Source organism: Pseudomonas sp. TUM22785 (assembly GCF_028198105.1).
Classification (GTDB): domain Bacteria; phylum Pseudomonadota; class Gammaproteobacteria; order Pseudomonadales; family Pseudomonadaceae; genus Metapseudomonas; species Metapseudomonas solani.
Window position 1 is genome coordinate 4,513,461 of sequence record NZ_CP116239.1, and the last position, 25,399, is coordinate 4,538,859.

Below are 25,399 nucleotides of genomic sequence, written 5' to 3' on the forward strand. Positions count from 1 at the left end.
ACCGGAGAACCCACTCCGGCCTTGCCATCACGCACAGGAGTGACTCCCATGATCAGTGGCGTCAGTGGTTACTCGGGCTATAGCAGTTACAGCAGCTACAGCTCGGCGCTCTCCTCGAAAAGCACCGCCAGCAGCAGTAGCAGCAGTGGCGGCTGCGCTTCGGGGCAATCGAAACTGCAGGAGAAGCTGTTCAGCCTGCTGGACAGCAACGGCGACGGCAGCGTCGCCAAGGACGAACTGAGCACCGCGCTGGCCAACGCCAAGGAAAGCGACAGCGGCATCACCATCGATATCGACGAGTTGTTCGCCCAGCTGGATGCCAACAGCGACGGCTCCATCGACCTCGACGAAACCGCCGCCCTCACCCCGCCCCCACCGCCCCCTCGCGGCGGCCCAAACCCCGAGGACCTGTTCGCCGAACTGGATGCCGACGGCAATGGCGCCATCGACCAGAGCGAGCTGACCAGCGCCCTGGGCGACGACAGCGGCATCGACAGCAGCGAGCTGTTCGCCAGCCTCGATGCCAACGGTGACGGCAGCCTCAGCGTCGACGAAACCGCCGCCCTCGCCCCGCCGCCTCCACCGCCGCCGGGTGCGGGCTTCGGTGGCGACAGCGACGAGCTGTTCAGCTCCCTGGATGCCGATGGCAACGGCAGCATCAGCCAGGACGAGTTGAGCAGCCTGTTCGGCCAGAGCGGCAGCCAAAGCGACACCAGCAGCACCAGCGCCAGCAGCGACGATGTCTACGCGCGCCTGGCCGCCGCCCTGCTCAAGCAGTACGAAAGCAGCGCCGGCACCTACGAGGCCCGCGTCGGCAGCCAGCTCAGCATCGCCGCCTGAGCCCGTCCCGCGAAAAGAAACCGGCCGCTGCGTGAGTGCGTAGCGGCCGGTTTTTTGTTTCGGCGATCAGCCCGATGGTGGCTTCGAATCGATGGGTTTCGCTGCGCTCTACACCATCCTACGGAAGTGGTTCCACGGAGTTCGTAGGATGGGTAGAGCCGTGCGAAACCCATGCTGTGTTGGCCGACACTCGCGGTGTGGCTGATGCATTCGAATCGATGGGTTTCGCTGCGCGCTACGCCATCCTACGGGGCGGTATTCCACCCATGAAAAAGGGCCGGCGCCTGGTGGCGGCCGGCCCTCTGGGAATACCGAGGGAGGGTTATTCCTCGATCGGCATCGGGGTTTCTTCGTCCGGGAAGGCCGGCTGCTCGCCGCCCATGGCGCCGCCCAGGCCACCGGCGCTGGCCATGACCAGGCCGGCGAATTCCTCGACCGTCATCTTCTTGCCGTTGAAGTCCACCTGGCCGTCGGCGTAGTGCAGGCGGGCGCGGATGTCGTTGCCTTCCAGGGCCACGAGCTGGGTGGACAGGAGCATGCCGCTGGCCATCTCGGTGGTCATGGAGGCCTGCTGGGCGATGGCTTCCTGGTCGTCCTGGCCCTGAAGCACGGCCTGCACGCTGACCAGATCGCTGATCATCGGTTTGGACAGGCTCAGGTCCAGGTCGAGGCTGGTGATGGCTTCACGGGCGATCTGGTCCGGCGGCAGGTCGAAGGACGCCGGCTTGGCCAGTTGCATGGCCAGGCTGAAGCGGCTCTCGCCATTGGCGGTCTTCAGGCTCAGGCGCTCGAGGGCGAACTGCGGCTTGCCTTCCAGCAGCTTGATGAGGTCGGCCTTGGCCTGCTCCTGCTGGGCTTCGGTCAGGTCCTCGAGGGTCGACTCGCCGGCCTGGCCAACCTGGCCGACCTGCTGGTACAGCGCGCCGTAGAAGTCCGCCAGGGACTTCAGCGCCACCGAGTCGAGGCTCTTCATGGTCCAGACCATCTGCGCGCTGCCGATGGGCTTGTCGGCGTAGCTGATGCTGCCGGCGTCCAGGGTCAGGCTGCCTTCGATGTTGCTGCCGTTCTCGCGGGTGTCCTGGCGCTGGGCCAGGTCGGCGAGCACCACGGCCGGGTTTTCGCCGATGGCGACGTTGGCGGTCTTCAGGCTGAAGTCGCTCTTGCCCACGTACAGGCCACTGGCGGCGCGGCTCTGGTCGCTGGCCAGGGACAGGCCCTGGAACAGCACGTGCACCGGCTCGCCCTGTTCGGAAACGGCGTCGACCTTGAGGCTGTCCATGGTGCCGATGGCGGCGACGCGGTTGCCGCCGGCATCGCTGCGCACTTCCAGGTTCAGCCCGGAGAAGCTCAGGTGGGACTCGTCCTCCATCTGCATGTCCAGGGGCAGCAGGGTCAGGCTGCCGCTCATGGAGCGGTCGTAGCCGATGCTGACGTCACCGACCAGGGGCGAGGCGCCCTTGCTGGCGGCGAACCACTTCTCGACGCTGGGGCTGGATTCCAGGGCGTAGTTGCTGGCGGCCATCACCGGCGCCAGCTTGAAGGCCTTGAGGCGCGACAGCGGGAAGGGGCCGTGCTCGATCTTGTCGACGAACAACAGCTCCGCGCCCTCGCCTTCCCCACCGACGTGCACGCGGTAGTGCGCGGTGCTGGTGAACACGCCCTGCTCAAGGGAGACCAGTTCCAGGGTGGCGGAGGTGCCGAAGGCCGGCGCGGACTGCTTCAGTTGCGCGTTGGCTTCCTTGATGGAGGTGTCCAGCACGGCGGGCAGCTGGGTGCCGGTGTACCAGGCACCGGCGCCGGAAACGGCGGCGATGGCGACGACTGCGCCCAGGGCGATCTTTGCGGTTTTGCTCATGGTTCGACTCGCGGAATATCCGTGTGAATTGTTGCTTCCCTGCATCCGCAAGCGGAGCCGATGCAAAGCGGCGCGGAAAAATGCGGCGAAAAGGCTATCACCGTGCCACTGCGCTTCCAAGCCAGCAGAGCCCCCAGATTGCGGTTCTGCTGGCCAGTCGTGGTTTAGCTGGGGTCCGGCTCCCGGGGCTTGTCGGTCGACTCGGGCAGGGGCCGGCCGATCCAGTCGGAAATCAGGCTGTAGGCCACCGCCAGCAGGGTCGGGCCGAGGAACAGCCCCATGAAGCCGAAGGCGAGGATGCCACCGAACACGCCGAGCAGCACCACCACCAGCGGCAGGTTGCCGCCCCGGCTGATGAGGTAGGGCTTCAGCACGTTGTCCACGCCGCTGATGATGAAGAAGCCCCAGATCGCCAGGAACACGCCGTAGCCGTACTCGCCGTGCCAGAACAGCCAGGCGGTGGCGGGCACCCACACCAGCGGCGGGCCCATGGGGATCAGGCTCAGGGCGAAGGTGACCAGGCCCAGCACCAGCGCCCCCGGCACACCGGCGATCCAGAAGCCGATCAGCGCCAGCAGGCCCTGGGCGGCGGCGGTGCCGATCACGCCGTTGACCACCCGCTGCACGGTGCCGGCCACCAGCTCCAGGTAGTGCGGGGCGCGGTCGCCGATCAGGCGTTCCAGGGCGCGCTCGGCGAACAGCGCCATGCGCGGGCCGTCGCGGTAGAAGAAGAACACCAGCACCAGGCTCAGGGCCAGCTCCAGCATGCCGCCGCCGAGCTGGGCGCTGCGCGCCAGGATCCAGTTGCCGGCCTGGCCCATGTAGGGTTTGAGGCTGGTGAAGAAGGCCGCGCCCTGGGCGTCCACACGCTGCCACAGGGCCACCAGGCGGTCGCCCACCAGGGGCATCTCGGCCAGCCATTCCGGCGGCTGCGGCAGGCCTTCCACCTGGACGTTCTTCACCAGTTCGTTGGCATCGCGGATGTGGTCGGCAAGGTTGAAGCCCATCCACACCAGGGGCACCGCCACCAGCAGCATCCAGCCGGCGGTGAGCACGGCGGCGGCCAGGGACACGCGCCCGTCCAACCCGCGGGTGAGCAGGCGCATCAGCGGCCAGCTGGCGAAGGCCAGCACGGCGGCCCAGAACAACGCCGACCAGAACGGCGCCAGCACCCAGATACAGGCCCCCAGCAAGGCGAGCAGGAGTATCTGCACCAACAGGCGATCGTTATTCAGCATGAACAAAACACTCCGTGGAAAAACGCAAACGTGGCGCCATCGGGCGCCACGTCAAGCAAGCATGGACGCTGTGCCTCAGCGCAGCCACTCCAGGTGCAGGCCGTCGTTGGCCGCATCCCCCAGTTCCAGGCGCGCGGCGCGCACGCCCTGCTCCACCAGGGCCTGCCTCCAGGCTTCGGCGCCCTCGCCGGAGAGGCTCGCGCGCAGGGTGCTGTCGAGGTTGAGGCTGCGTGCCAGCAGCGTCGCCCAAGCGGGGGTCGGCGCTGCCGGCAGGCCGGTCAGGTGCAGCTCGCCGCTGGTCTTCAGCTCGCGCATCAGGGTGGCGGGTGTGGGCAGGATTTCGCCCAGCGGTGTGGCGGCGTCCAGTTGCTCGGCATGCAGGTAGGCGCGGCGGTTGCCCCGGGTGATGGCGTAGAGCGCCAGCAGGCTGTCCTGCTGCGGCTCGGCCAGGCGCACCAGCAGGTAGGCCTGCTGTTCGTCCGGGCCGTAGAGGCGCGCGTTGCCGAACACCGAGTTGGCCCACAGGCTGCTGGAGCCGCAATCACGGCCCTGGCACCAGTAGAGCGGCACCGCGCCCTTGTCGAGCAGGGCGGTGCGTGCGCCGTCGAAGGCCTCGCCCGAGCTGTGGCCGCTGGGCAGCAGGTAGGTGACCGACGTCTGCCGGCCCTGGGCGTCGATCTTCTGTTCGAAGCGCAGCTGGTTGCTGATGCGCCGGATCGAGCCCTGGGGGTAGATGCGTTCCTGGTCGGCGGCTTCCTTGAAGTCGACGATCTCGGCGTGGGGGAAGCGCGGCAAGGCGCTGAGGTCGTGGCTGTCGGGCAGGTCGGCGGCGTGGGCGGCAGCCACCTGCAGGGACGCGGCCAACAGCAGGCCGGTAACGATGAGAGAGCGCATGCGCATCCTTAGCGAATCAACATGGACTGGCCGGTCTTGACCACCGTGTCGGCGGACTCCTGGCGCTTGGGTACCTGCAGGCCGCGCTGAACCGCCGGGCGGGCCTCGATGGCCGCGAGCCAGCGTTGCAGGTGGGTGAGCCCCTCCACCGACACACCGGCCCAATCGTGCAGGCGCACCCAGGGGAAGGTGGCGATATCGGCGATGCCGTAGTCGCCCGCCAGGTACTCCACCAGCGCCAGGCGCGAGTCGAGCACCTCGTACAGGCGGCGGGTCTCGTGCTGGTAGCGGTCGATGGCCGGTTGCAGGGTTTCCGGGAAATAGCGGTAAAAGACGTTGGCCTGGCCCTGCATCGGCCCGACCCCGCCCATCTGGAACATCAGCCATTGCATGGCCACGGAGCGGCCCTTGGCGTCGCCGGGCAGCAGTTGGCCGGTTTTTTCGGCCAGGTAAACGAGGATGGCGCCGGATTCGAACACCGCGAAGTCGCCGTTATCGCGGTCGACGATGGCCGGGATGCGGCCGTTGGGGTTGATCTCGAGGAAGGATGGCGCCTTCTGTTCCTTGCGCTCGAACGAGAGGCCATGCGCCCTGTAGGGCAGGCCCAGTTCTTCGAGGGCGATGGAGACCTTGTGCCCGTTGGGCGTGGCAGCGGTGTAGAGGTCGATCATCCGGGCTCTCCTTGGGAAGGCGCCCAGCCTTCCCGGTTGCCCCGATCAAGTCAAGGCGAGGCGAAGAAGCTATTGAAACAGTCTGCTACGGCCTGGGCGCCGTTTTCATCATTGAGGTGCAGGTGATGGCCACCGGGTTTGTGATGCACCTCGAAGCCTAGACCCTGGAGCAGCTCGGCGATACGCGGCTCGGCACGGATCTGCCCCTCCTCCGCCAGCACCAGGGACGTGGGGCAGCGCACCGCGCGGACGAACTCGGTGGCGTGGGCGAAGGTCAGGCGCATCAGCGACGGCAGGGTCAGGCGCATGTCGGTGCGCCAGGTGTAGCCACCCGGCACCGGCATCAGGCCGCGCCCGGCGAGCAGTTCGGCGGCCTCGCGGCTGACCGCCACCACACCCTTCATACGTGCTTCCACGCCGCGCTCGACATCGGCGTACACCGGCTTGCGCTTATCGCGCAGCGCCAGCCGTGCCTTGAGCGCATCGCCCAGGCGCTTGGGCGCGCCGTCGGCTTCGCCGGTATAGGGGATCAAGCCGTCGATCAGCGCCAGGCGCTCGATGCGCTCGGGCAGGGAGCCGGCCACCAGCACCGAGACGATGGCGCCCAGGGAGTGGCCCATCAGCGAGAAACGCTCCCAGCCCAGTTGCTCGGCCACCAGCAGCACGTCCTCGGCGTATTCCCACAGCTGGTAGCTGGAGCCCGGCGGGTAGTGCCCGGAATGGCCATGGCCGGCGAAATCCAGGGCGACGATGCGCAGCCCCTGGAGCTTCGGCGCCAGGCGCGCGTAGGTCATGGCGTTGTCCAGCCAGCCGTGCAGAGCCAGCACCGGCTGGCCGTCCTCGGGCCCGAAGATGTGTGCCGCCAGCTCGACATGGGGCAGGTTCAGGCGGATTTCCTCGACGTGCGCGCTCATGCGGGCTCCCGGTCGGTGCGCTGGCCCTGCCAGCGGTTGAAGAGGTTCTTCAGCAGTTCGGCGGTGTCCTGCGGGCGCTCCAGGGGGAACATGTGGCCGCCGGGCAGGGACAGGTATTCGCCCTTGGGCACGCGTTTCACCAGGCGCGCATGGTGGGGCAGCACCACGCGGCTGTGGCGCCCGCGCACCACCGCCAGAGGTACGGCGAGCTGCTGCGGGCGGCCCGGGCTGCTGTGGGGCACGCTGCGGTAGATGCTGATCTCGGTGGCGGGGTCGAACTTCAGCCGCAGGCCGCTGCCTGTTTCGGTGAAGCCGTGGCGCACGTAGGCGTCCAGGCAATCCGGGTCGAAGCGGCGGAACAGCGATTTGCCGGAGAAGTACAGGCGCGCCTCGTCGAGGTCGGCGAACTCCTCGCGCCGGCCCAGGGTGCGCCCGGCCGGGGTGATGCGGTCGATGAAGCCGAAGCGCTTGGCCGCGCGGATGACGATGCGGTCGGCCAGGGTCAGCACCGGCGAATCGAGCATGGCCACGCCGCGGTACAGGTCCGGGCGGCGCAGGGCCGCGTGGTAGTGCAGCACGCCGCCGAGGGAGTGGCCAACGCCGAACACCGGCTCGCCCTGGGCTTCGAGGTGGTGGATGAGCTCGTCCACCAGGTTTTCCCAGTTGTCGTTGACCGGGAAACGCGGGTCATGGCCGTGCTGCTCCAGGTGCTGGATGCGGAAGTCCGGGCCCAGCGCCGCGAACAGCTTGGCGTAAGTGGCCGACGGGAAGCCGTTGGCATGGGCGAAGAAAATCGTCTGGGACATGGCAGTGCCGGCTGTTTGGGGACTGCCGGGGATTTTCCGGCAGCCCGGCGATGCCGGCAATGACCGTAACTGCCAGTGATGATGGCGCTATTGCCACCGCCGGGGTGCGTCAGTGCCCGGCGCGCAGGCGAGCGGGCGGCAGGCCGTAGGTGCGGCGGAACAGCCGGGAGAAGTGCGCCTGGTCGTAGAAGCCCAGCTGCAGCGCCACCTGGCTCAGGGGCTGGGTGCCGCGCAGTACCAGCGGCAGGGCCCGTTCCAGGCGCAGCTGGGTCAGCCATTGCTGGGGCGGCAGGCCGCAGTGATGGCGGAAACGCCGCAGCGCCTGCCAGGGGCTGAGGCCGCAGAAACTCGCCAGCTCTTCCAGGGACGGCGGCGACTCCAGGCGTGACTCCAGCCACTCGCGCAAGCGTTGCCAGGTCAGTGCATCGAACCCTCGCTCCGGCTCACGCACCCGCAGCGTCGAGCCCTGCCCCAGCAGGCAGGCCAGGGCCGGCCACAAAGCGCTTTCCAGGGCCAGGGCCGAGCCCCCGAAGAACCCCGCATGCACCGCCTGCAGGTGCCGCTGCAGCACCGGCTCGCGCAAGGTGCTGCTGGTCAGGCGCGGTGCGCCCTGGTGGCCATCGCTGAGGCTGCGGCTGGCGGCGTCCAGCCAATCCGGTTCGATGGCCAGGATGCGGATGCGGTAGCCCTCCCCGCCCAGGCTGGCGCCGTCGTGGATCTGCTCCGGCGCCATCAGCACGGTATCGCCACGCCCGGCCAGGCAGCGCTCGCCACCACTGACGAAGCGCTGCTGCCCGCTCAGCAGCAGGCCCACGTGGTACTCCAGGTGGAAATGCCGCGGAAAGGCGAAGTCGTGGTACTCGGCGTCGATCAGGCGGACGCCGGGCAGCGCGCTGGGAAGGTGGCTGGTGTGCTCCATGGCGCCACTCTACCGTGCGGAACGGGTGCTCGGCTTGGATGAAATTGCAGCCGCCCCCCACTCACCCCTTCGGCGGCTGCTCGCCCAGGGGGACGATGGCCATGGTCAGGCGCGAGATGCAGCTGGGCTTGCCGTCGTCGCCGCTGAGGCGGATGTCCCAGACGTGGGTGGTACGGCCCAGGTGCACCGGGCGGGCGACGGCGGTGACGCGGCCGCTGCGCAAGCCGCGCAGGTGGTTGGCGTTGACCTCCAGGCCCACGCAGTAGAAGCGGCTGGTGTCGATGCAGAGAAAGCTGGCGGTGGAGCCGAGGCTCTCGGCCAGCACCACCGAGGCGCCGCCGTGAAGCAGGCCATAGGGCTGGTGGGTGCGGCTGTCGACCACCATGCTGGCGGTGATGGATTCGTCGTCGAAGGCTTCGAAGCGGATGTCCAGCAGGCCACCGATGGTGCCCTGCTGGGAGGCGTTGAGTTTTTCGAGGTCAGGGGTCTGGCGCCACAGGCTCATGTCGGCTCCTTGGAAGTTTGCCGCCGGGGCGGCCAGGGCACCCGGCGGTCAGGGGTCACTCGTGCCAGAGCACCGCCTGGCGGCGCTCGATCCATTCGGGGAAGCGCGAGCCGTAGGTGCCCTCCACCACGCTGCGCTTGATCTTCAGGGTAGGCGTGAGGAAGCCGTTGTCGACCGCCCAGACCTCCTTCACCAGCACCAGGCCGAGCAACCGCTCGTGCTTGTCGAGCGCCTCGTTCACCTGCTCGAGCAATTCGCGGAGGCTGCCCTCCAGCTCGGCGCGGGTACCGTTGGCGGCCTCGTGGCGACCCACATCGGAAAGCACGCACAGCGCCATCGGTTGCGGCAGGCCATCGCCCACCACGCACACCTGTTCGATGCGGGTGTGCACCGCCAGGCGGTTCTCGATGGGCGCCGGGGCCACGTACTTGCCCTTGCTGGTCTTGAAGATTTCCTTGATGCGACCGGTGAGGCGCAGGTTGCCGGCGGCGTCCTGCTCGCCCTTGTCGCCGGTGCGCAGGAAGCCGTCGGGGGTGATGGTCTCGGCGGTCTTCTCCGCATCCTTGTAATAGCCCTGCATGGTGGCGCCGCTGCGCACCTGCACTTCGCCATCGTCATGGATGCGCACTTCGACGCCGGGGCTGTTGCGACCGATCCAGCCGGTCATCTGCTCACCGGGGCGGCACACGTGGGAATAGCCACAGTTCTCGGTCATGCCGTAGACCTCGAGCACGTCCAGGCCCAGGCGCTTGTACCAGTGCAGCAGCGCCTCGGGCACCGGCGCGGCACCGCACAGGGCCACGCGCACGGCATCCAGGCCGAGCCCGGCGAGCACCTTGCGGCCGACGATACGGCCGATGATCGGCAGCTTGAGCAGGCGCTCGAGCTTCTGCGCCGGCATCTTCGCGTAGACGCCCATCTGGAACTTGGTCCAGATGCGCGGCACGCCGAAGATGGCCGTGGGCCGCGCACGCTTGAGGTCTTCGAGGAAGGTATCCAGGCTTTCGGCGAAGAACACCGTCTGCCCGGCATAGAGGGAAGCCATCTCGACGAACATGCGCTCGGCCACGTGGCACAGCGGCAGGTAGGACAGCAGGCGGTCTTCTTCGCTGGTCTTGAACAGCTGCACGCCATGCCCGGCGGCGAAGGCGAAGTTGCCGAAGGTCTGCATCACGCCCTTGGGCGTACCGGTGGTGCCGGAGGTGTAGATGATGGTGGCCAGCTGATCGGCGCTGGTCTTGGGGTTGTCGCGGATCGGCGACTCCGCCTGCAGCTCGCTCCAGTGGTAGCTGAAGTTACCCTCGGGGTGGATCGGCAGCGCGATGGTGGCCACGCCTTCGGGAATGCCACCGGCCATGGCGGGCCAGTCGTCCAGCTTGCCGATGAAGGCCAGCGCCGTTTCCGAGTGGGCCAGCACCTGGTTCACCGACTCGGCGGTGAGGTTCGGGTAGAGGGGAACGGAGATGTGCCCGGCCATCCAGATCGCCAGGTCCGCGACTATCCAGTGGGCGCAATTCTTGGAAATGATGGCGATTCGGCTGCCGGGCGGCAGGTCGCGCCCTCTCAGCCAACTGGCGGCGCGTCGCGCCTGGTCGCCGACATCACCCCAGGTCAGCTCCTCGACCCTGCCGCCGGACAGCGGTTGGACCAGGTAGCGTTTGTTGGGATGACGTGCTTCTCGCTCGAAAAACATCTCAAGCGGCAAACGGACTGCATCAGCCACAGGGCCTCCTCCTTTTTTGTTTTTCTGGGGACAACCAAGCACTTGCTTGGGCGAATATTCCACGCAGTACGGAGCGGCGCAAGTTAAGAAATGTATCGGGCTCGGACACAGCTTCCGAGAGGCTCTGGGGCGGGGGTTTCAGCGGGAAAATAGAAGAAAATCGATGGTTGTGCGGAGATTGCGTCGGCCCGATCGAGGCGGCGCAGTGACGTGTTTCGCGGAAGGAAACACGTCACCTCGCGGTTGCAGGGGCGTTCGAGCACGCCCGGTATGAGCGCCCACATCGAACACATACCCATGACCCCTACAGCATGGGTTTCGTACCTCTACCCATCCTACGAATCATGGCGACGCGCCCGTCCAGCCGTAGCCGGGATCAGTTCGAGGGGGCGATGAACCAGGCTTCCAGTCCGGGTTTGTCGGTCTGCTGGCCAGGCCGGTAGATGTAGCCGGAGACCCGTGCGTAGTTATCCCAGTCGGTGCGCCAGAGCATGGTGCCCTGGTACTCCTGGCCGTTGCGCTTGAAGTCGATGCGCAGCCCCGAGGCGCCGTCCACCAACTCGGAATCCTCGAAGTGCGCCTTGCCGGTCCAGCTTTCCTCGCCCACGGTCCAGGCCAGGGACAGTTCGCCCTCGTCCTGGTAGATGTCCAGCTCGCCGGTGTAGGGCTTGCCGGTGTCGATGTCGCGGCCGACGATCCAGTAGTTGCCGATGAAGAAGGAAGCATCCGGATGGTCCGCCGCCTGCACGGCGGAACCGGTGAACAGGGGTACCAGCGCCAGCAGGGCGCGGAGGGTGATGCGTCTGAGCATGGGGGTCGTCCTTGAGGGCGTGGTCAGATCCGGTGGGCGTGGTGCAGGGAGCGCAGCTCCATCAGCCCCGCCAGGGCCATGTCGCCCTCCAGCTCGGCGAGGCTGGCGGTGCCCATGGGCAGCGGCTGCTGGCGATGGCCGTGGAGCAGCAGGCCGGCGAGTTCACCGACGAAGGGGTTGTGGGTCACCAGGAGCAGCTCGCCCTCCTCCCGCTCGGCCAACTGTGCGAGGGCTTCGCGCGGGTCGCTTTCGGGCGTCAGCCAGGGCAGCGTGATGATCGCGCCCTGGAAATCCAGCGCCTCGCGCACCAGTTCGGCGGTCTGCTGGGCACGCAGGTAGGGGCTGGCGATGATCCGCTGCAGCGGCCGGCCGGCCAGGCGTGCGGCGGCATGCAGCACTTCCTGGCGGCCATTGCGGGTCAGCGGGCGTTCGGCATCCGTGGCGGCGCGGGGCTCGGCCTCACCGTGGCGCAGCAGCCACAGCCTCACAGCTTGGGCTCTTCGTCTCGTACCGGGTGCGGCGCCGGCGGCACCGAGTGAGCGGCCTCGCCTTCCGGCGCGCGTGGTGCGGGCCAATCGGCGAAGGGCCAGGGCTTCTCTTCGGTGTTGAAGGTGCCGAAGCGGCCGATCTGCATCAGGTACTGGCTGAGGCTGTCGCCGAAGCCCATCAGGCCGCCATTGGGTGCGCCATAGAAGGCGCGGTAGCCAAGCTGCGCCAGGACCACCACGCCGAGGACGATCTCGGCCAGTTGCCAGACGACGACGAAGATCAGCATCCACAGCACGCGCAGCAGGATGGACTCGCGCTGCAGGTCTTCGCGCTCTTCACTCATGGGAATCTCCTTGTCCTTGATCGGCAGGGCTCAGAAGCCGCTGGTGGGAATGAAGTCGACATCGGTCTTCGGCTCGGCGCGCATCAGCGCTTCGATCACCTGGGCCAGCGTACGCCCCTCGAAAAGAATGGCATGCAGGCCCGCGACCAGCGGCATGTACACCTGCAGCTCTTCGGCACGCGCCTTGAGCACCTTGAGGGTGTTGACGCCCTCGGCCACCTCGCCGAGGCGGGCGACGGCGTCTTCCAGGCTCAGGCCTTCGCCCAGGGCATGGCCGACCTGGTAGTTGCGGCTCTTGGGCGAGGAGCAGGTGACGATCAGGTCGCCGACGCCGGCCAGGCCGAGGAAGGTCATGGGGTTGGCGCCGAGCTTCACCGCGAAGCGGGTCATTTCCGCCAGGGCGCGGGTGATCAGCATGCTCTTGGTGTTCTCGCCCATGCCCAGCGCGGCGGCCATGCCGGCGATGATGGCGTAGACGTTCTTCAGCGCGCCGCCCAGCTCGACGCCGAAGCGGTCGGCACTGGCATAGACGCGGAAGGTCTTGCCGTGCAGCGCGGCCTGCACCTGCTGGCACAGCTCGGCGTCCTCGCTGGCGACCACGGTGGCGGTCAGCGCGTGGTCGGCCACTTCGCGGGCCAGGTTGGGGCCGGACAGCACGCCGATGCGCGCCTCGGGGGCGATGTCTTCGAGTATCTGGCTCATCAGCAGGAAGCTCTGCGCCTCAATGCCCTTGGTCAGGCTGACCAGCATGCGGCCCTTCAGCTGGCCGGCCACCGGCTCGAGCACCTTGCGCAGCGCGCTGGAGGGGATGGCGACGAAGATCAGCTCGCAGCTGGCGAGCACCGCATCCAGGTCGGTGGTGGGCTCGACGCCGGGGTGGATCTTCACCCCCTTGAGGTAGCGCGGGTTCTCGCGGTTGGCGCGGATCGCCTCGGCCTGCTCCGGGTCGCGCATCCACTGCTGCACGCTCTTGCCGTTCTCGCCCAGGAGGTTGGCGATGGCGGTGCCGAAGCTGCCGCCGCCCAGCACCGCGATCGATTGCTGTTGAGTCATAACCAGTCCATGTAGAGCCATCGGGGATGGCGGGTTGCGCGCATTATACGGAGGGCCGAGCGACCAGCCAGTCTCAAACTCGCCATCTGCCACTGGTCAAGTCCGAATCCAGGCACGACAATCCAGCCCTCTATGACCGCAGCGGACGAACGAGGTGCCACACCCGCCGCGACGGATGCCATTCGACCAGAGCGCAGGCCCAGCTAGAGTTTCACCATGCCATCACCTTTTCCATGGACGAGCCTGTCACGAGGCACACGGATGATCCGCCGCCCAGCTCTCCCCCGCTCCACCGCCAGCGCCCGTGCCGGGAGCTGCCGATGAGCCTGCGCCGCGGCTGGGACATCCACACCCGTACCCAGCTGATCAGCCTGGGCCCGGCCCTGCTGCTGACGCTGCTGCTCACCGGCTTCTTCACCTTCGCCCGCCTCCAGGACCTGCGCCAGGAGCTGAACCACACCGGCCAGCTGATCGCCAACCAATTGGCGCCGGCCGCCGAATACGGCGTGATCGCCGGCAACCTGCCGGTACTCGAAGGCCTGCTCAAGGCCACCCTGGACACCCCCCACGTGCGCTTCCTCGAAGTGCGCGACCGCGAGGACAACATCCTCGTGTATGTCGAGCAGCCCGGCAGCCTGGATCGCGCCGGGCCCCAGGTGGAGGTGTTCCACGCGCCCATCCGCATGCAGCAGATGAAGCTGGACAGCGAAACCCTGTTCCACAGCGAACGCAGCAACGGCAAGCTCGCCAGCGGCTACCTGGGCCGCGTGGTGGTGGGCATGTCCAACGATGCGTTCAGCAGCCGCCAGCAGGAAATCCTCCTCAAGGCCACGGTGCTCGCCCTCTTCGCCCTGGTGCTCACCTTCCTGTTGGCGCGGCGCCTGGCCACCCGCCTGTCGCAGCCCATCAGCGCCATGGGCGAAGCGGTGGAGGCCATCCAGGGCGGCAACTACCAGGCCAGCCTGCCGGTGGTGGACGAAGGCGAGCTGGGCGACCTGGCCCGGCACATCAATAACCTCGCCAGCGGCCTGGACAAGGCCAGCCGCGAGCAGCAGCAGGCCATCGACCAACTGATCACCGCCCGCGAAGAGGCCGAGCAGGCCAACCGCGCGAAATCCGACTTCCTGGCGATGATGAGCCACGAGCTGCGCACGCCCATGAACGGCGTGCTGGGCATGCTGCAACTTCTTGAAACAACGGAACTGAACCAGGAGCAGGCCGAATACGCCGCCCTGGCCGCCGAGTCCACCGAGCACCTGCTCAAGGTGATCAACGACATCCTCGACTTCTCCCGCATCGAGCGCGGCGCCCTGGAGTTGGAGCGCATCTCCTTCAACCTGCTGGAGCTGGTGCAGGGCTCGGTGCAGGTGTTCCAGCACAGCGCCTCGCAGCGCGGCCTGGCGCTGACCCTGGAGACCCAGGAAGGCCTGGAGCAAATCGAGGTGCAAGGCGACCCGACGCGCATCCGCCAGATCCTGGTCAACCTGGTGGGCAACGCGCTGAAATTCACCGAGGACGGTGGCATCCGCGTGCTCACCCAATGGCAGCCGCTGGACGACGAGGTGCTCTGGCTCACCTGCGCCGTGCACGACAGCGGCATCGGCATCCCGCCGGAACGCCTGGAGCACATGTTCGACGCCTTCCAGCAGGCCGACAGCTCCATCTCCCGGCGCTACGGCGGCACCGGACTGGGCCTGCCCATCGCCCGCACCCTGGCCGAGCGCATGGGCGGCACCCTGCGCGCCGAGAGCCTGGAAGGGCGGGGCTCGATCTTCACCCTGGAAATCCCCCTGCCGTTCCGCCAGCAGGAGCACCGCGCCAGCCAGGGCAACGGCAACGAAGCCAGCAACGGCGCGGGCCAGCAGGTGCTGCTGGTGGAAGACAACCCGGTCAACCAGACGGTGATCGAAGCCATGCTGCGCAGCCTCGGCTACCGCGTCAGCCTGGTGGGCGACGGCGCCCAGGCGGTGCAGAGCGCCTCGCGACAACACTTCTCGGCGATCCTCATGGACTGCCGCCTGCCGGTGCTCGACGGCTACGAAGCCACCCGACAGATTCGCAAGATGAATGGTGGCGCCCGCACGCCGATCATCGCCCTCACCGCCAACGCCCTGCAGGGCGACCGCGAAGCCTGCCTGGAAGCCGGCATGAACGACTACCTGGCCAAGCCCTTCAAACGGGCCGACCTGCAGCGCGTCCTGCAGCGCTGGCTGGGCGGCGCGACGGATTGCCCCCCCGACCTTCGGTGAGTGGGCAACAGTGCTAAAGTGCGGCAGGCTTGCGTCACAAAAGCGCCAGGGCAAAGGCGCAAGCGTCCCTGATTCAAGTGAACGACTGTACTCTGTGACTTTCACCGCAACGCAACAGTCTATGACTAGTCTGCCGATTCGACGCCTGTGCGCGCGGCGGTGTGGACGTAATGCCAAGCCCTGCGTACGGGGACCATTGAGGAGCTCGCATGACAAAACAAAACGCCTATTCCCGGGAAGATCTGCTGCGCTGCAGTCGCGGTGAGCTGTTCGGCCCCGGTAATGCGCAACTGCCCGCCCCCAACATGTTGATGATCGATCGCATCGTCCATATCAGCGAAACCGGCGGGAAGTACGGCAAGGGCGAAATCGTCGCCGAGCTCGACATCAACCCGGACCTGTGGTTCTTCGCCTGCCATTTCGAAGGCGATCCGGTGATGCCGGGCTGCCTGGGCCTGGACGCCATGTGGCAACTGGTCGGCTTCTACCTCGGCTGGCAGGGCAACCCCGGCCGCGGCCGTGCCCTGGGTTCGGGCGAAGTGAAATTCTTCGGCCAGATCCTGCCCACGGCGAAAAAGATCACCTACAACATCCAGATCAAACGCACCATCAGCCGCTCGCTGATCCTCGGCATCGCCGACGGCACCGTCAGCGTCGATGGCCGCGAAATCTACAGCGCCGAAGGCCTTCGCGTCGGCCTGTTCACTTCCACTGACAGCTTTTAAGGGTTATCCGCATGCGTCGCGTCGTGATCACCGGCCTGGGCATCGTTTCCTGCCTGGGCAATGACAAGGAAACCGTTTCTTCCAACCTGCGTGCAGGCCGGGCCGGCATCCGCCACAACCCGTCCTATGCCGAAATGGGCCTGCGCAGCCACGTTTCCGGTTCGGTCGACCTGAACCTCGAAGAGCTGATCGATCGCAAGATCTTCCGCTTCATGGGCGACGCCGCCGCCTACGCCTTCCTGGCGATGGAACAGGCGATCAAGGACTCGGGCCTGCAACCCGAGCAGATCTCCAACCCGCGTACCGGCCTCATCGCAGGTTCGGGCGGTGCGTCCACCGTCAACCAGATGGAAGCCATCGACACCCTGCGCGAGAAGGGCGTCAAGCGCATCGGCCCATACCGTGTGACCCGCACCATGGGCAGCACCGTATCCGCCTGCCTGGCCACCCCCTTCCAGATCAAGGGCGTGAACTTCTCCATCTCCTCCGCCTGCGCCACCAGCGCCCACTGCATTGGCCAGGCCATGGAGCAGATCCAGCTCGGCAAGCAGGACGTGGTCTTCGCCGGCGGCGGTGAAGAAGAGCATTGGAGCCAGAGCTGCCTGTTCGACGCCATGGGCGCCCTCTCCACCCAGTACAACGACACCCCCGAGAAGGCCTCCCGCGCCTACGACGCCAAGCGTGACGGTTTCGTCATCGCCGGCGGCGGCGGCATGGTGGTGGTCGAGGAGCTGGAACACGCCCTCGCCCGCGGCGCCAAGATCTACGCGGAAATCGTCGGCTACGGCGCCACCTCCGACGGCTACGACATGGTCGCGCCGAGCGGCGAAGGCGCGATCCGCTGCATGCAGCAGGCGCTCTCCACCGTCGACACCCCGATCGACTACCTGAACACCCACGGCACCTCCACCCCGGTCGGCGACGTCGCCGAAATCCGCGGCGTGCGTGAAGTGTTCGGCGACAAGGCCCCGGCCATCAGCTCCACCAAGAGCCTGTCCGGTCACAGCCTGGGCGCCGCCGGCGTGCACGAGGCGATCTACTGCCTGCTGATGATGGAAGGCAACTTCATCGCCGGCTCCGCCAACATCGACGAGCTGGACCCGGAAGTGGCCGACCTGCCGATCCTGCGCGAGACCCGCGAGAACGCCAAGCTGGACACCATCATGTCCAACAGCTTCGGCTTCGGCGGCACCAACGCCACCCTGGTGCTCAAGCGCTTCTCGGCCTGACGCCAGCGCCGCAAGGCGAACGCAACACCCGCCATGCCCGTATCGCTCGATACGGGCATGGTCGTTTCAGGGCCATGGAAAGTCCCGCCACTACCGTCCCAGAGGCTCGCAAGCCCAGCGCAGCGGTGAAGTTCACGCGTAACTCACAGGGCTTCCTATACTTTTTCCGAGCCTCCCTGGTTCGTCCCGCAGCCCCCCGGAGAAGTAACCCATGTTCCTGCGCCAGTTCCCCATCGCGCCACGCGCCGCCTTCGGCTTCGCCATCATCACGTTGCTGCTGGTGTTGACCGGCCTGTTCTCGCTCAACCGCATGTCGGTGATCAACGACGCCTCCACCGAGATCAGCCAGAGCTGGCTGCCCAGCGTGCGCACCATCGCCCAGATCAACCTGTCGCTGACCGAACTGCGCCAGGTGCAGCTCGGCCATGTCCTGGCGACGGATCAGTCCTCCCAGCAGTTCCTCGAAACGCGCATGCGCGAAATCATCGCCCAGCTCGACAAGGCCGAAAGCACCTACAAGGCCAGCATCGACCCGGGCCGCGACCAGCAGCTGTTCGACCGCTACACCCAGGAGCGCCAGGGCTTCATCGCCGGCGTCGACAAGCTCCTCGCCATGTCCAAGGGCGGTGAGAAGGCGGCCGCCACCGAGCTGATCCAGGGCCCGCTGCTGGACAACTACCGCACCACCCTCAAGGCGCTCAACGAACTCTCCGACTACAACACCCAGGGCGCCGACGCCGCCAACGCCCAGGCGGACGCGAACTACGCCAGTGCCACCACCGCCGTCATCAGCGTGCTGGTGATCGCCGCAATGGTCACCGTCGCCCTCGCCTGGGCCCTCACCCGCAGCATCACCCTGCCCCTGAGCGAAGCCGTGCAGGCGGCCGGCGTGGTGGCCAGCGGCGACCTCACCGGGCGCATCGACACCGCCGGCAAGGACGAACCGGCGCAGCTGCTCACCGCCCTGCAACGCATGCAGCAGCAACTGCGCGGCACCATCCAGCAGATCGGCACCTCCGCCACCCAGCTGGCCTCCGCCGCCGAGGAGCTCAACGCGGTGACCGAGGAAGGCAACCGCTCCCTCACCCGCCAGCACGACGAAATCGAGATGGCCGCCACCGCCGTCAACGAGATGACCGCCGCCGTGGAAGAGGTCGCGCGCAACGCCAGTTCCACCTCCGACGCCTCCCGTGCCTCCGAGGAATCGGCGCAGGACGGGCGTGACCGCGTGCAGCAGACGGTGCAGGCGATCCGCAGCATGAGCCAGGAAGTCGCCCACACCTCCACCCTGGTGGAAGGCCTGGCCGACCGCGCACAAAGCATCAGCAAGGTGCTGGACGTGATCCGCGCCATCGCCGAGCAGACCAACCTGCTGGCCCTCAACGCCGCCATCGAGGCCGCCCGTGCCGGCGAGCAGGGCCGTGGCTTCGCCGTGGTCGCCGACGAGGTCCGCGCCCTCGCCCACCGCACCCAGGAATCCACCCGCGAAATCGAGCAGATGATCGGCAGCATCCAGAGCGGCACCGGCGAAGCCGTGGGCGCCATGAACCAGAACGACCAGCGCGCCCGGCAGATGCTGGAAATCGCCGAAGCCGCCGGCCGCGCCCTGGTGGAGATCACCGAGCAGGTCAGCCAGATCAACGAGCGCACCCTGGTCATTGCCAGCGCCGCCGAAGAGCAGGCCCAGGTGGCCCGCGAAGTGGACCGCAACCTGGTGAACATCCGCGACATCTCGGTGCAGACCGCCACCGGTGCCAACCAGACCGCCGCCGCCAGCCACGAGCTGTCGCGCCTGGCCGTGGAGCTCAACGGCATGGTCGCGCGCTTCACCGTCTGATCGCACCCGCATGGCCCGCCGCCAGGGAGGCGCAGGGCAGGCTGCAAACGAAGAACCCCAGCACCTCGCGGTGCTGGGGTTCTTTCGTATCGGCCGTGCACGCATCCAGGCTAAGGCCTCGACGCAGGGCGGACCGGGCGGTCCACTTAGGCGGCACGCACCGGGTCGATCGGTGCCCCGGCCTTGCGCGAGGCCACCAGCACCGGACGCCGGGGGTGGCTCGCTTCAGGTTGCTTGGCCCCCTCCTGCGGCTGGCCATCGAGCACCCGGCGCCGAACCAGGTAAACACCCAGGCTCGCCAGCAGCGCCAGCACCAGGTGGGTGACGCTCAGCTCCGGCGTAGCCCACGCCAGCAGCAGCACGCCCAGGCTCAGCGCATCACCGCGCTGGCGACGCCATTCCTCGCGCGCCTCATCGCTGCCCTCGTCGGCCAGGCCGAACAGGCGCCGCGCGGCGGCATGCAGGCCGCCTGCGGCCAACTGGTCACTGAGCAGCACCCCATAGAGCAGCAAGGCCCCGCCGAAACCGAAGGCCGCCGCCAGCACCTGGCGCAGCGCCGGGTTCTGCAGACGCCATGCCTCGCCGCTCAGCGGCTGCCACAGCACCAGCAGCGCCAGCACCGCCAGGCTGCTCAACAGTACCCGCCCGTTCTGGGTAACACCGCGGCTCGCCCAATAGACCAGGCCAACGGCGACGAGCAGCGCAGAGTCGACGGCCAGCGCCCAACCAGGCGCCAACAGCGGCTCGCCGTCGAGACGGGCCGGCGCCCAGGGAAGATTGGCCACGAAGGCGATGGAAAGGCTGAACGCGGCGAGAAAGACCAGGTAGCTGATAACGCCGAAGGTAAAGGTCGCGGTACGTCCGAGTGTGCTGTTCATGATGCGGTCCTGCCAGGGGTCTGGGGCTGCAGGGCTCTGCAGTCAGGGCCAGATTGCCGCCCCCCTGTATCTGCCCGATGGCAGTAACCGCTCAGTTTGTTTCAGTCTGGTATCCGTGGCCTGCCGCCGGCAGCCAGTTGCGCAACAGGCGATGCAGGCGCGCCTGGTCCAGCGGCTTGGTCAGCAGTGCCTTGACGCCCTGGGCCTGCACCTCGGCCTCCACCAGGCTGTCGCTGAAGCCGGTGTAGAGCACGATGGGCAGGTCCGCCCGCGCTGCCAGCAGGCGTCGCGCCAGCTGCAGCCCGGTGAGGCGCGGCATGCTCTGGTCGAGGATGACGAAGTCCCAGGCATAGGCGTCGGCGCACAGCTGCCGGCTGGCCTCTTCCGGGTCGCCGAACAGGTGCGCGGCCACCCCCCAGTTGGCCAGCAGCTCGCCCATGAACTCGCCGACCATGGGGTCGTCGTCCACCACCGCCACCCGCCCGCGCAGGGCCGAGCGCGGCGGCAGCGCCTCATGGCAGGCGATGACGTTGAACGCAGCCTCCGGCGCCTGGTGATGGGCCGGGATGAGGATGCGGAAGGTGGCGCCCTGCCCCGCCGGGCTGTCCAGCTGGATGTGGCCGCCGTACTCGTGGACGATGCCGTGCACCATCGACAGGCCCATGCCGCTGCCCTGGCCGCTGGCCTTGGTGGAGAAGAACGGCTCGAAGATCTGCGCCCGCAGCGCCCCGTCGATGCCCGGCCCGCTGTCGCTGACGGTGAGGGTGACGAACTGCCCGTCGATGCGCTGCTGGCACGAGGCGCACACGCCCGCCTGCACCTGCACCTGGCCCAGCCCAACCTGCAGGCGCCCCACCCCACCCATGGCGTCGCGGGCGTTGATGCACAGGTTCATCAGCACCTGCTCCAGCTGCACTGGGTCCACCAGCACCGCCGGCAGGTCGTGGGCCAGGCGCGTCTCCAGTTCCACCGTGGCCGGCAGGGTGGAATCCACCAGGCGGATGAAATTGCCCAGCAGCAGGTCCAGCGCCACCACCCGGGGCGTGCCCCGGCTGCCACGGCTGAAGGTGAGCATTTGCTGGATCAGGTCGCGGGCCTTCTCCGCCGAGCGCTGCACCCGCGTCAGGTACTTGCCCAGACGCTCGTCATGGAGGGATTCGGCGTGCTCCTGGGCCATTACCGTGTAGCCCAGCATGCTGGTCAGCAGGTTGTTGAAGTCGTGGGCGATGCCGCCGGTGAGGTGCCCGATGGCCTCCATGCGCTGGGCCTGGCGCAGCTGTTGCTCCAGGCGCGCCTTTTCCTCTTCGGCCTGGCGCCGCTCGGTGATGTCGCGCAGGTAGCAGATGTAGCGCGGGCCCTCGTCGCCGCGCACCTGGGTCAGCGCCAGCTCGGCGGGGAACTCCTCGCCCGAGGCGCGCTGGGCCACCACCTCCATGCGCTTGCCGAGGAAGTCGCCGGTGCCGGTCTGGGCGTAGCTCTCGAAGGCGCGCTCGTACACCTCATGGAAGCGCTCGGGGATGATCAGCTTCAGCAGCCACTGGCCCAGGGCGTCGTCACGGGCGATGCCGAAGCAGCGCTCGGCCGCCGGGTTGAAGGCGAGGATGCGCCCGGCGCGGTCCATGCCGATGAAGCAGTCCAACGCCGTGTCGGCGATGGCGCGGTGTTGCTGCTCGCTGGTGCGCAGGGCCTGCTCGGCCTCCTTGCGCTGGGTGATCTCGCGGCAGAACACCAGGATGCGGTCGACGCCGGACAGGGTCACGCGCTTGAGCGAGACGTCGTCCCAATGCAGGCTGCCGTCGCGGTTGCGCCGGTGCCACTCGAAGCGCTGCGGCTCGCCGGCCGCCGCGCGGGCCAGGAAGCCGGCGGCATGCCTGGCCGTGTAGGGCTCGTAGCCGGCGCTGAAGGCGTCCATGTCCAGCCCGAGCATTTCCTCGTAGCTGTAGCCGACGGTGGAACAGGCGCGGGGGTTGGCGTCCACCAGGGCGCCGCTGTCGATATCCAGCACCAGGATGGCGTCCTCGGAGCCGGCGAAGATCGCCCGGTAGCTGGCTTCGGCCTCCAACCGCTCCATCTCCGCCGCCGCCCGCACCGAGAAGATGCGCAGCACCGATTCGGCACGCTCGCGCTCCTTCATCGGCCCCAGGCGCCCGGCGGCGATCAGCCCCAGCGGGCGGCCGTCGCTGGCGAACAGCGGGTAGCCGGCGAAGCTGTCCACGCCCGAGGCGCGGAACACCGCATCCCCCGGGTAGCACTCCAGCAGGTTGCTGCCGACGAAGTGGAAGGCCTTGCCCAGCACGTCGCTGCAGGCCGTGCCTTCCAGGTCATAGGTGGAGTTGGCACGCAGCTCGCCGGCGTAGTACATGGCCAGGGTGGTGAGCTTGTGCGGGCCCTCGTCGCTGATGCGGCTGACGTAAGCGAAGTCGGCGTGCAGCGAACGCACCATGTAGCGGGCGATGGCCTCGAACACCTCGTTGCCGGTAGCCGCCGAGATGCCCAGGGCGACGTAGCGCAGCACCTCTTCCACGCTCTTGCGTGAGCTGATGTCGGTGGAGATGCCGCACACGGCGGTGACCCGGCCCTCGCTGTCGAACAGCGGGAACTTGCTGGACAGGTAGGTGCGCACCACGCCGTTGAACGGCAGGCGCTCCTCGAACTCCTGCTCCTGGCCCAGCTCCGCCACCTTGAGGTCGTTGGCGCGCAGCACATCGGCCAGTTCCCTGGGGAAGTACTCGTGGTCGGTGTGGCCGATCACCTCCTCCGCACGTACCCGGAACAGCTGCTCGAAGGCACGGTTGACCAGGCGCAGGCGGCCTTCCAGGTCCTTCACGTAGATGACCGCGCTGCTGTTGTCGACGATCTGGCGCAGCTGGTGCTCGGCGGCGCCATCGAACAGCGGGCGGGGTGCCGTCTGGCTCATCGGAAGGCCTCCACGAGCCTGGGTGATGGCTGGAGTATAGAGAGCCGGCCCCGGTCTTTTGAGGGGGTACAACGCGGTTGAAACAATTGAAACAAAGGCGGCCAACCGGCGTCCTGAAGCTGCGGGGAACACCGGAGCTTCGCGAGCAGAGCTCGCTCCTACGGGGAGGTTGGCGGAGAGGCCGGCTGATCAGCCCGGCACGAACATGTAGCCCACTCCGCGCAGGGTGCGGATCACCTGGGGTTTGTCGGGGTCGGTTTCCAGCTTGCGGCGCAGGCGGGCGATGCGGATGTCGATGGAGCGGTCGAAGGGGTTCCAGTCGCGGTTCTGGGTGAGGTTGAGCAACTGGTCGCGGGACAGCGGCCGGTTGGGGCGCTGGGCGAAGGCCTGGAGCAGGTCGAACTCCATGGCCGTGAGGGGGATTTCCGCACCGTTGCCGTCGAACAGTTGGTGGCGGTCCAGGTCCAGCCGGCAGGCGCCCAGTTGCAGGCTGTTGCCGGCGTCGACAGGGATCGTGGGAGCGGCGGCGGCCGGCACCCGCTGGTAGCGGCGCAGCACGGTCTTGACCCGTGCCAGCAGCTCGCGCGGGTCGAAGGGTTTGGCCACGTAGTCGTCGGCCCCCACTTCCAGGCCGATGGTGCGGTCCACCGGGCTGCCGGCACCGGAGACCATGATCACCGGCAGGTCGTGGTGCTCGCGCAGGTAGCGGGCCAGGCTGAGGCCGTCCTCGCCGGGCAGGCCGACATCCAGCAGCACCAGGTCCGGCAGGCCAGCGGCCAGGGCCGCGCGCATGCCGGTGCTGTCGCAGGCCGGCTCCACCTGGTAGCCGTGGCCGCCCAGGTAGTCCTGCAGCAACTCACGTATCTCGGCGTCGTCGTCCACCACCAGAATCTTGACCTGCCCGGCCATGGGTCCCTCGCTCATCGGTCAATGCGAACGCGGGGAATATAGCGCGCCATTGCGGCGACGAGCAGCCTCCCGCTCGAATGGCTAACTGAACGATGACCACACCACCGTAGCCCGGACTTCAGCCCGGGAGCGCAGACGATTCCGCTCCCCGCGCTGAAGCACGGGCTACATGGGCCTCGTCAACGCGAGGCTTTGCGTCGCAAGGCGGCCGGGTTGAAGGAGGCATCCCCCGGGGACGGCTTGCTGAAGTCCACGGTGCCGGCCTCTTCGTTGTCCAGCCACTGCACGCCGTAGCGACGTGCCTGCAGGTCGTGGAAGGTGTCCAGCGCGGTCCACACGGTGGGCAGCTCGTAGAAGTTCTTCAGGTAGGCCAGGGAGACGCGCCACAGGTCGCCACGACCGTCGTACTGGTCCACCACCGCCGCGCCCCAGCTGTCCTCGTCGAGGTAGAGGGTGCGCTTGGAGTAGATGTGCCGCGCACCGGCCTTGAGCTTGCCTTCCACCACCCAGACGCGGTGCAGCTCGTAGCGGGTGTATTTCGGGTTCACGTGGCCGGGCAGCAGCAGGTCCTTGTACGTCACCTCGGGGCTGGTGATCTTGTAGTTGTTATAGGGGATGTAGATCTCCTTCTTGCCCACCAGGGTCCAGTCGTAGCGGTCCGGCGCGCCGTTGTACATGTCGGTGTCATCGGCGGTGCGCAGGCCGTCGGTGGACTCGATGGGCGTGTCGTAGGCCAGGGTCGGCGCACGGCGCACGCGGCGCTGGCCGGGGTTGTAGCCCCAGGCCTGGCGGGGCTCCTTGACCTGGTCGAGCATCTCCTGCACCAGCGCGCCGTTGCCAGCCAGACGCGCCGGGGCGGTGGTGAAGGTCATGTAGTAGAACAGGGTGTTCTGCAGGTCGGCGTAGCTGCCCTTGGGGTCGTAGAAGCGGAACAGCGCCTCGTCCTCGGAGGTGACCAGGGAGTAGGCGCCGTTGCGCTGCACCCCCGCCTCCGCCGAGCGCCGCACGATGTAGGTGCCGCGGTAGCGGGTGATGTGGTTCCAGATCGCTTCCAGGCCGTTCTGCGGGATGGGGAACGGGATGCCGCCATAGGCGTCGGCGAAACCGTTGCCGCCATTGAGCAGCTTGCCGGTGGTGGCGTTCTTCAGGGTGTTGTCGTAGACCCACTGCGGCGCCGAACCGGAGCGCCGGGTCGGGTAGACCGGCATCTGGAAGCTGTCCGGGTAGGCGTTGAACAGGGCGATCTCGCCGTCGGTGAGATTGGCCTTGTACTGCTCGAGGTTGGCCTTGGTGATGGTGAACAGCGGCTGGTCGGCGGCGAAGGGATCAACGTGGTGCTGGCCCGAGCCCTTGTAGCCCGCCGGGGCCTGGGTGATGCCGCCGGTCCATTCCGGGATGGTGCCGGCAGCGTTGCCGGCGCGCTCCGCCCCCAGCGGGGTGAGGGTCGACTTGAGCGTGGCGGCCTGCTCGGCCGAGACCGCCGCCAGGGCGTCGGTGGCGCTGCCGGCGAGCACGATGGCGGCCAGCAGCAACGAGTATTTCTTCAACATGGGGTGCATCTCCCTGTCTTGTACGGCCCGGCGTTCTGCCGCCA

At 67.7% G+C, this 25,399-nt stretch carries 22 protein-coding genes; 5 read left to right on the forward strand and 17 right to left on the reverse strand.

Annotation, left to right across the window (positions count from 1 at the left end; translation table 11 throughout):
* Positions 1–48 precede the first annotated feature (48 nt).
* On the forward strand, positions 49–840 hold the full coding sequence (locus PI990_RS20515) for an EF-hand domain-containing protein (RefSeq protein WP_271658296.1): 792 nt from the start codon (positions 49–51) through the stop codon (positions 838–840).
* 322 nt (positions 841–1,162) lie between these two features.
* On the opposite strand, the gene PI990_RS20520 is transcribed toward PI990_RS20515, so the two are convergent.
* The 13 genes from PI990_RS20520 to PI990_RS20580 form a co-directional block, all read right to left on the reverse strand.
* On the reverse strand, positions 1,163–2,695 hold the full coding sequence (locus tag PI990_RS20520) for a YdgA family protein (protein ID WP_271658297.1): 1,533 nt from the start codon (positions 2,693–2,695) through the stop codon (positions 1,163–1,165).
* Between the two features lie 164 nt (positions 2,696–2,859).
* On the reverse strand, positions 2,860–3,933 hold the full coding sequence (locus tag PI990_RS20525; RefSeq protein ID WP_021220678.1) for an AI-2E family transporter: 1,074 nt from the start codon (positions 3,931–3,933) through the stop codon (positions 2,860–2,862).
* A gap of 75 nt (positions 3,934–4,008) precedes the next feature.
* Positions 4,009–4,833, reverse strand: a complete 825-nt coding sequence (locus PI990_RS20530) for a DUF4892 domain-containing protein (protein ID WP_431482199.1) — start codon at positions 4,831–4,833, stop codon at positions 4,009–4,011.
* Between the two features lie 2 nt (positions 4,834–4,835).
* Positions 4,836–5,498, reverse strand: a complete 663-nt coding sequence (locus PI990_RS20535) for a glutathione S-transferase family protein (protein WP_271658299.1) — start codon at positions 5,496–5,498, stop codon at positions 4,836–4,838.
* Positions 5,499–5,548: 50 nt separating this feature from the next.
* Positions 5,549–6,412, reverse strand: coding sequence for an alpha/beta hydrolase (locus PI990_RS20540; protein WP_021220681.1), 864 nt, complete (start codon positions 6,410–6,412; stop codon positions 5,549–5,551).
* On the reverse strand, positions 6,409–7,218 hold the full coding sequence (locus PI990_RS20545; RefSeq protein ID WP_184490847.1) for an alpha/beta fold hydrolase: 810 nt from the start codon (positions 7,216–7,218) through the stop codon (positions 6,409–6,411). Before PI990_RS20545 ends, PI990_RS20540 begins: the two co-directional genes overlap by 4 nt.
* Before the next feature lie 109 nt (positions 7,219–7,327).
* The gene (locus tag PI990_RS20550) at positions 7,328–8,137 is read right to left on the reverse strand and encodes an AraC family transcriptional regulator (protein ID WP_271658300.1); all 810 of its coding nucleotides are present in this window, start codon (positions 8,135–8,137) and stop codon (positions 7,328–7,330) included.
* Positions 8,138–8,198: 61 nt separating this feature from the next.
* Positions 8,199–8,642, reverse strand: coding sequence for a hotdog fold thioesterase (locus PI990_RS20555; protein ID WP_021220684.1), 444 nt, complete (start codon positions 8,640–8,642; stop codon positions 8,199–8,201).
* A 55-nt stretch (positions 8,643–8,697) separates the two neighbouring features.
* Entirely contained in the window at positions 8,698–10,365 is a 1,668-nt protein-coding gene (locus PI990_RS20560) for an AMP-binding protein (RefSeq protein WP_271658301.1), read from the reverse strand.
* Between the two features lie 376 nt (positions 10,366–10,741).
* Positions 10,742–11,176, reverse strand: a complete 435-nt coding sequence (locus PI990_RS20565) for a hypothetical protein (protein ID WP_271658302.1) — start codon at positions 11,174–11,176, stop codon at positions 10,742–10,744.
* 23 nt (positions 11,177–11,199) lie between these two features.
* A complete protein-coding gene (sixA, locus tag PI990_RS20570; protein WP_021220687.1) occupies positions 11,200–11,664 on the reverse strand; it encodes a phosphohistidine phosphatase SixA in 465 nt (154 codons plus the stop codon).
* Entirely contained in the window at positions 11,661–12,008 is a 348-nt protein-coding gene (locus PI990_RS20575) for a DUF4389 domain-containing protein (RefSeq protein ID WP_021220688.1), read from the reverse strand. The genes sixA and PI990_RS20575 overlap by 4 nt, the downstream gene beginning before the upstream one ends.
* Before the next feature lie 30 nt (positions 12,009–12,038).
* Positions 12,039–13,061: an NAD(P)H-dependent glycerol-3-phosphate dehydrogenase gene (locus PI990_RS20580; RefSeq protein WP_043246165.1), complete on the reverse strand. Its 1,023-nt coding sequence runs from the start codon at positions 13,059–13,061 to the stop codon at positions 12,039–12,041.
* A 320-nt stretch (positions 13,062–13,381) separates the two neighbouring features.
* Here PI990_RS20580 and PI990_RS20585 point away from each other — a divergent pair, with 320 nt between their 5' ends.
* From PI990_RS20585 to PI990_RS20600, 4 genes are all read left to right on the forward strand, one after another.
* Positions 13,382–15,310 carry an ATP-binding protein gene (locus PI990_RS20585; protein ID WP_021220690.1) on the forward strand — a complete coding sequence of 643 codons (1,929 nt, stop codon included), beginning with the start codon at positions 13,382–13,384 and terminating at the stop codon, positions 15,308–15,310.
* Positions 15,311–15,519: 209 nt separating this feature from the next.
* A complete protein-coding gene (gene fabA, locus PI990_RS20590) occupies positions 15,520–16,035 on the forward strand; it encodes a 3-hydroxyacyl-[acyl-carrier-protein] dehydratase FabA (protein WP_021220691.1) in 516 nt (171 codons plus the stop codon).
* Between the two features lie 11 nt (positions 16,036–16,046).
* Positions 16,047–17,264: a beta-ketoacyl-ACP synthase I gene (gene fabB / locus PI990_RS20595; RefSeq protein ID WP_021220692.1), complete on the forward strand. Its 1,218-nt coding sequence runs from the start codon at positions 16,047–16,049 to the stop codon at positions 17,262–17,264.
* A 211-nt stretch (positions 17,265–17,475) separates the two neighbouring features.
* Positions 17,476–19,101, forward strand: a complete 1,626-nt coding sequence (locus PI990_RS20600) for a methyl-accepting chemotaxis protein (RefSeq protein ID WP_271658303.1) — start codon at positions 17,476–17,478, stop codon at positions 19,099–19,101.
* 146 nt (positions 19,102–19,247) lie between these two features.
* Here PI990_RS20600 and PI990_RS20605 read toward each other — a convergent pair whose 3' ends face one another.
* The 4 genes from PI990_RS20605 to PI990_RS20620 all read right to left on the reverse strand — a co-directional run bounded on the left by PI990_RS20605 (position 19,248) and on the right by PI990_RS20620 (position 25,355).
* Positions 19,248–19,979, reverse strand: a complete 732-nt coding sequence (locus PI990_RS20605) for a hypothetical protein (protein WP_271658304.1) — start codon at positions 19,977–19,979, stop codon at positions 19,248–19,250.
* Between the two features lie 91 nt (positions 19,980–20,070).
* On the reverse strand, positions 20,071–22,896 hold the full coding sequence (locus PI990_RS20610; protein ID WP_271658305.1) for a hybrid sensor histidine kinase/response regulator: 2,826 nt from the start codon (positions 22,894–22,896) through the stop codon (positions 20,071–20,073).
* Positions 22,897–23,085: 189 nt separating this feature from the next.
* On the reverse strand, positions 23,086–23,820 hold the full coding sequence (locus PI990_RS20615; RefSeq protein ID WP_271658306.1) for a response regulator: 735 nt from the start codon (positions 23,818–23,820) through the stop codon (positions 23,086–23,088).
* A gap of 164 nt (positions 23,821–23,984) precedes the next feature.
* On the reverse strand, positions 23,985–25,355 hold the full coding sequence (locus PI990_RS20620; RefSeq protein WP_184490830.1) for a DUF1329 domain-containing protein: 1,371 nt from the start codon (positions 25,353–25,355) through the stop codon (positions 23,985–23,987).
* Positions 25,356–25,399 lie beyond the last annotated feature (44 nt).